The 3790-nt window shown below is 56.0% G+C and carries 6 protein-coding genes; 5 read left to right on the top strand and 1 reads right to left on the bottom strand.

Annotated elements, in window-relative coordinates; genetic code table 11:
- The 4 genes from glyA to ACIQ0G_RS10540 all read left to right on the top strand — a co-directional run.
- Positions 1-949 (top strand): serine hydroxymethyltransferase (glyA, locus tag ACIQ0G_RS10555; RefSeq protein ID WP_397577866.1); only part of this gene is annotated, 949 nt, incomplete at its 5' end.
- A 46-nt stretch (positions 950-995) separates the two neighbouring features.
- The gene (locus ACIQ0G_RS10550) at positions 996-1340 is read left to right on the top strand and encodes a zinc-ribbon domain-containing protein (protein ID WP_397577865.1); all 345 of its coding nucleotides are present in this window, start codon (positions 996-998) and stop codon (positions 1338-1340) included.
- Complete coding sequence (gene nrdR, locus ACIQ0G_RS10545) at positions 1341-1802, top strand: transcriptional regulator NrdR (RefSeq protein ID WP_183941182.1); 462 nt, start codon at positions 1341-1343, stop codon at positions 1800-1802.
- The gene (locus ACIQ0G_RS10540) at positions 1799-2521 is read left to right on the top strand and encodes an RNA methyltransferase (RefSeq protein WP_397577864.1); all 723 of its coding nucleotides are present in this window, start codon (positions 1799-1801) and stop codon (positions 2519-2521) included. Before nrdR ends, ACIQ0G_RS10540 begins: the two co-directional genes overlap by 4 nt.
- Positions 2522-2568: 47 nt before the next feature.
- On the opposite strand, the gene ACIQ0G_RS10535 is transcribed toward ACIQ0G_RS10540, so the two are convergent.
- Complete coding sequence (locus ACIQ0G_RS10535; protein WP_397577863.1) at positions 2569-2886, bottom strand: chorismate mutase; 318 nt, start codon at positions 2884-2886, stop codon at positions 2569-2571.
- Positions 2887-3065: 179 nt separating this feature from the next.
- Here ACIQ0G_RS10535 and rpsD point away from each other — a divergent pair, with 179 nt between their 5' ends.
- Positions 3066-3680, top strand: coding sequence for a 30S ribosomal protein S4 (gene rpsD / locus ACIQ0G_RS10530; protein ID WP_324477024.1), 615 nt, complete (start codon positions 3066-3068; stop codon positions 3678-3680).
- The last annotated feature ends 110 nt before the right edge of the window (positions 3681-3790 follow it).

The following is a 3790-nucleotide window of genomic DNA, read 5'->3' as shown; positions in this document are numbered from 1 at the left end:
GCTTCTGCAGCCCGGCGACACTTTCATGGGCCTAGATCTCAACGCAGGCGGGCATTTGACCCATGGATCGCCGGTAAACATGTCGGGCAAATGGTTCAATCCAATCGGATATGGCGTCCGCCGTGATGACCATCGGATCGACATGGACGAAGTCGCGCGCATCGCCAGAGAAAACAAACCAAAGCTCATCATCTGCGGCGGCACCGCTTATTCGCGGGGCTGGGACTGGGCGCGGTTCCGGGAAATTGCGGATGAAGTCGGCGCTTACCTTTTGGCCGATATGTCGCATATCTCTGGGCTGGTTGCAGGCGGCGCGCATAGCTCGCCTGTGCCGCACGCGCACGTCACGACAAGCACAACGCACAAGTCGTTACGCGGACCGCGCTCTGGCATCATATTGACCAATGACGAGGCACTCGCCAAAAAATTCAACTCGGCAATTTTCCCCGGGCTGCAGGGTGGGCCGTTGGTGCATGTGATCGCGGCAAAGGCTGTGTGCTTTGCCGATGCGATGAAGCCAGAATTCAAAAGCTACGCCGCCAATGTCGTCGAAAATGCGAAGGCGCTTGCATCTTCGTTGCGGGAACAAGGGCTCGACATCGTGTCAGGCGGCACCGACAACCACTCGATGCTGGTCGATCTGCGGCCAAAAGAAGCCAAGGGCAAACATGCCGAACATGCGCTCGACCGTGCTTCGATTACGTGCAACAAAAACTCGATCCCGTTCGATCCAGAAAAGCCGTTTGTCACGTCCGGTCTCCGGTTGGGCACGCCGGCTGGCACCACCCGTGGTTTCGGTCCGGCGGAATTCCGTCAGATCGGCCGGATGATCGCCGATGTCGTCGAAGGCCTGCGTCACAATGGCGAGGCTGGCGACGGCCAGATCGAAGCACGGATCAAGGACGAAGCCGAGGCACTTTGCGCACGCTTCCCAATCTACCCATCTTGAATTATATAGGTGACTTACCCATCTAATACACAGAAGGGAAATGACCATGGGTTTTTGTAACGAGTGTAATGCCGGATATAGCGAAGGGATGAAGTTCTGCCCGCAATGTGGCGCCAAAACGCCTGAGCAGCTTGCGGCCGAAAGCTTCCCCAACCAGGCCAAGCATTATGTCGGTGAAGCCGCTGACGAATTGTGGGGCGCGACCAAGGATGCGTTTCACACGGGCAAGCATTTGGCGGATCAAGATACCGTCAAGAAAGTTGCCGGCGGTGCCGCCATCGGCGCTGCAGCCGCGGTCATTGCCCCAATCGGACTGGCAACAGGCGCATTGATTGGCGCAGGCATCGTTGCCTACCGTCACGTAAACAAGAAAAAGAATCAGGAAAAATAATTGCGCTGCCCATTTTGCGGAAACGACGATAGCCAGGTTAAGGACAGCCGTCCCACCGAAGACAATAGCGCTATCCGCAGACGGCGGCAGTGCGAAGGTTGCGGCGGTCGGTTTACGACGTTTGAGCGTATTCAGTTGCGTGAGCTATCGGTGGTCAAGACCGACGGCAAGCGTGAGCCGTTTGAGCGTGAAAAGCTTGAACGCTCGCTTTCCGTCGCGTGCCGCAAGCGTCCCGTCGACCATGCCCAGATTGAAAAGCTCGCCTCTGCCATTCAGCGGCAGTTGGAAACCTTGGGCGAAAGCGAGATTGAATCCAAGCGCATCGGCGAGTTCGTCATGGATGGATTAAAGGCGCTCGACAGCGTGGCCTATATTCGCTTTGCGTCGGTCTACAAAGACTTCAGCGAGGCGAAGGACTTTGAAGATTTCGCCGGGAGCGTGGTTGAAGCGGCGCAGAAATGAGTTCGCCGCCGATTATCATTCTTGTTCGTCCGCAATTGGGCGAAAACATCGGCAAAGCCGCCCGCGCCATGCTGAATTTCGGCCTCACGGAAATGCGCCTTGTCGCGCCGCGGGATGGATGGCCAAACCCAAATGCGGGCCCTGCCGCCTCTGGCGCAGACATCGTGCTCGCCAATGCACAGGTTTTTCCGACGCTTGCCGAAGCGACCGCGGACATCGCACATGTCTACGCAACGACCGTGCGCAAGCGTGGCGTCACCAAGCCGGTCATCACGCCTGAAGTAGCAGCCAAAGAGGTTGTTGGCAATGCCGGACGAAGCGCAATCCTGTTCGGTGCGGAGCGCTCCGGCCTTGAAAGCGATGAAGTCAATGTTGCGCGCGCCATCATCACTGTTCCTATCAATCCAGAGTTTGGATCGCTAAATCTCGCGCAGGCGGTCATTTTATGCGCCTATGAATGGTCAAAAACCCAATCGCTGGCCAGCCCACCCAAAACGGATCTGGAACCGCCCGCGTCACAGTTTGAACTCGACGGCCTGATCGCGCAGCTTGATGCGATGCTGGAACCGTTAAATTACTTCACACCGATCGATCGTGCGCCCGTCACACGGCGCACCTTGCGCAACTTGCTCACAAAGCCTGCATGGAACGCATATGAAGTGAGGACCTTACGCGGGGTGCTGACAACATTGAACAGAAGACGACCCGCCGAAAAATAGAGACTATGTAAAAGCGCGCAGGCGCAATGGGATCAGGCATCTATACCCTAAGCGCGATTGGCATCCCACTTTTCGAGTTCGTAGGCGATGGAGGCTTCAACCAAACGCTCCCACAAGTCGCCGACGACCTCTGCGGGGATGCCAGCGTTGCGTGCGGCGTCTTTGACATTCGCCAGCACCTGTTGCTTACGCGCTTCATCGCGGACAGCATTGCGTTCGGATTTGATACGCGCAGCAGCATCCATATACCCAAAGCGTCGCGCCAGCAGATCGACCAGCTGCGCATCGACGGCGTCAACGCCTGCCCGCACGTCAACCATGTTGTCACAACTCTCGGGATTTTTTGGGCTATCAGTGCTGCTCATGGCAGCGCCTTTAAAGTTGGGCGTGCCTAAAGTCGAGCCAGATGTTGACATATGGCCCATCTGCAGCCATAGGCGCCGCTTCGCAATCGACCCTGCATTCCGGTGAAGCAGGTGTCCGGCACATGCATAATGTGTCGCGCGGGACCGGAAACAACGTTGTTAGCAATTGGAGTCTTAAAATGACGAAGCGTACAAGCTCGAAGTATAAACTTGACCGCCGCATGGGTGAAAACATCTGGGGCCGTCCAAAATCACCTGTGAACAAGCGTGAATATGGCCCCGGCCAGCATGGTCAGCGCCGTAAAGGCAAGCTTTCCGATTATGGTATTCAGCTACGTGCCAAGCAGAAGCTTAAGGGCTATTATGGCGACGTAACTGAAAAGCAGTTCAAGCGTGCGTATCAGGAAGCCAGCAACATGAAGGGCGATACCTCGCAGAACCTTATCGGTCTGCTCGAGCGTCGTTTGGACATGGTTGTATACCGCGCCAAGTTCGCCCCAACCATTTTCGCCGCACGCCAGATCGTTAGCCATGGCCACATTCGCGTCAACGGCGTGAAGTGCAACATCGCAAGCCGTCAGGTTGCAGTCGGTGATGTCATCAGCCTCGGCAACAAGGCCAAGGAAATGGCTTTGGTTATCGAAGCACAAGGCCTCGCTGAGCGTGACATTCCAGAATATGTCTCTGTAGACGGCAACGACAAGGTTACTTTCGCGCGTATCCCAACGCTCGACGAAGTACCCTACCCCGTTAAGATGGAACCAAATTTGGTCGTCGAATTCTATTCGCGTTAATCTTACAAACGATCTTACGAAAAAGGCGGTCCTTGTGGCCGCCTTTTTTGTTTGAGCCTGACCGGCGGGTCTGGCAGAAGGCGCGCAATAATATTTCCCCCTTAGGAGAA

Origin of the sequence: Sphingorhabdus sp., assembly GCF_044354325.1 — a bacterium.
Lineage (GTDB): Bacteria > Pseudomonadota > Alphaproteobacteria > Sphingomonadales > Sphingomonadaceae > Sphingorhabdus_B.
This window is presented reverse-complemented; position numbering and strand designations above follow the sequence as displayed.

Coding starts and splice junctions, on each gene's coding strand:
- ACIQ0G_RS10550 (WP_397577865.1), top strand. CDS start 996: ATGGGTTTTTGTAACGAGTGTAATGCCGGATATAGCGAAGGGATGAAG.
- ACIQ0G_RS10540 (WP_397577864.1), top strand. CDS start 1,799: ATGAGTTCGCCGCCGATTATCATTCTTGTTCGTCCGCAATTGGGCGAA.
- ACIQ0G_RS10535 (WP_397577863.1), bottom strand. CDS start 2,886: ATGAGCAGCACTGATAGCCCAAAAAATCCCGAGAGTTGTGACAACATG.
- rpsD (WP_324477024.1), top strand. CDS start 3,066: ATGACGAAGCGTACAAGCTCGAAGTATAAACTTGACCGCCGCATGGGT.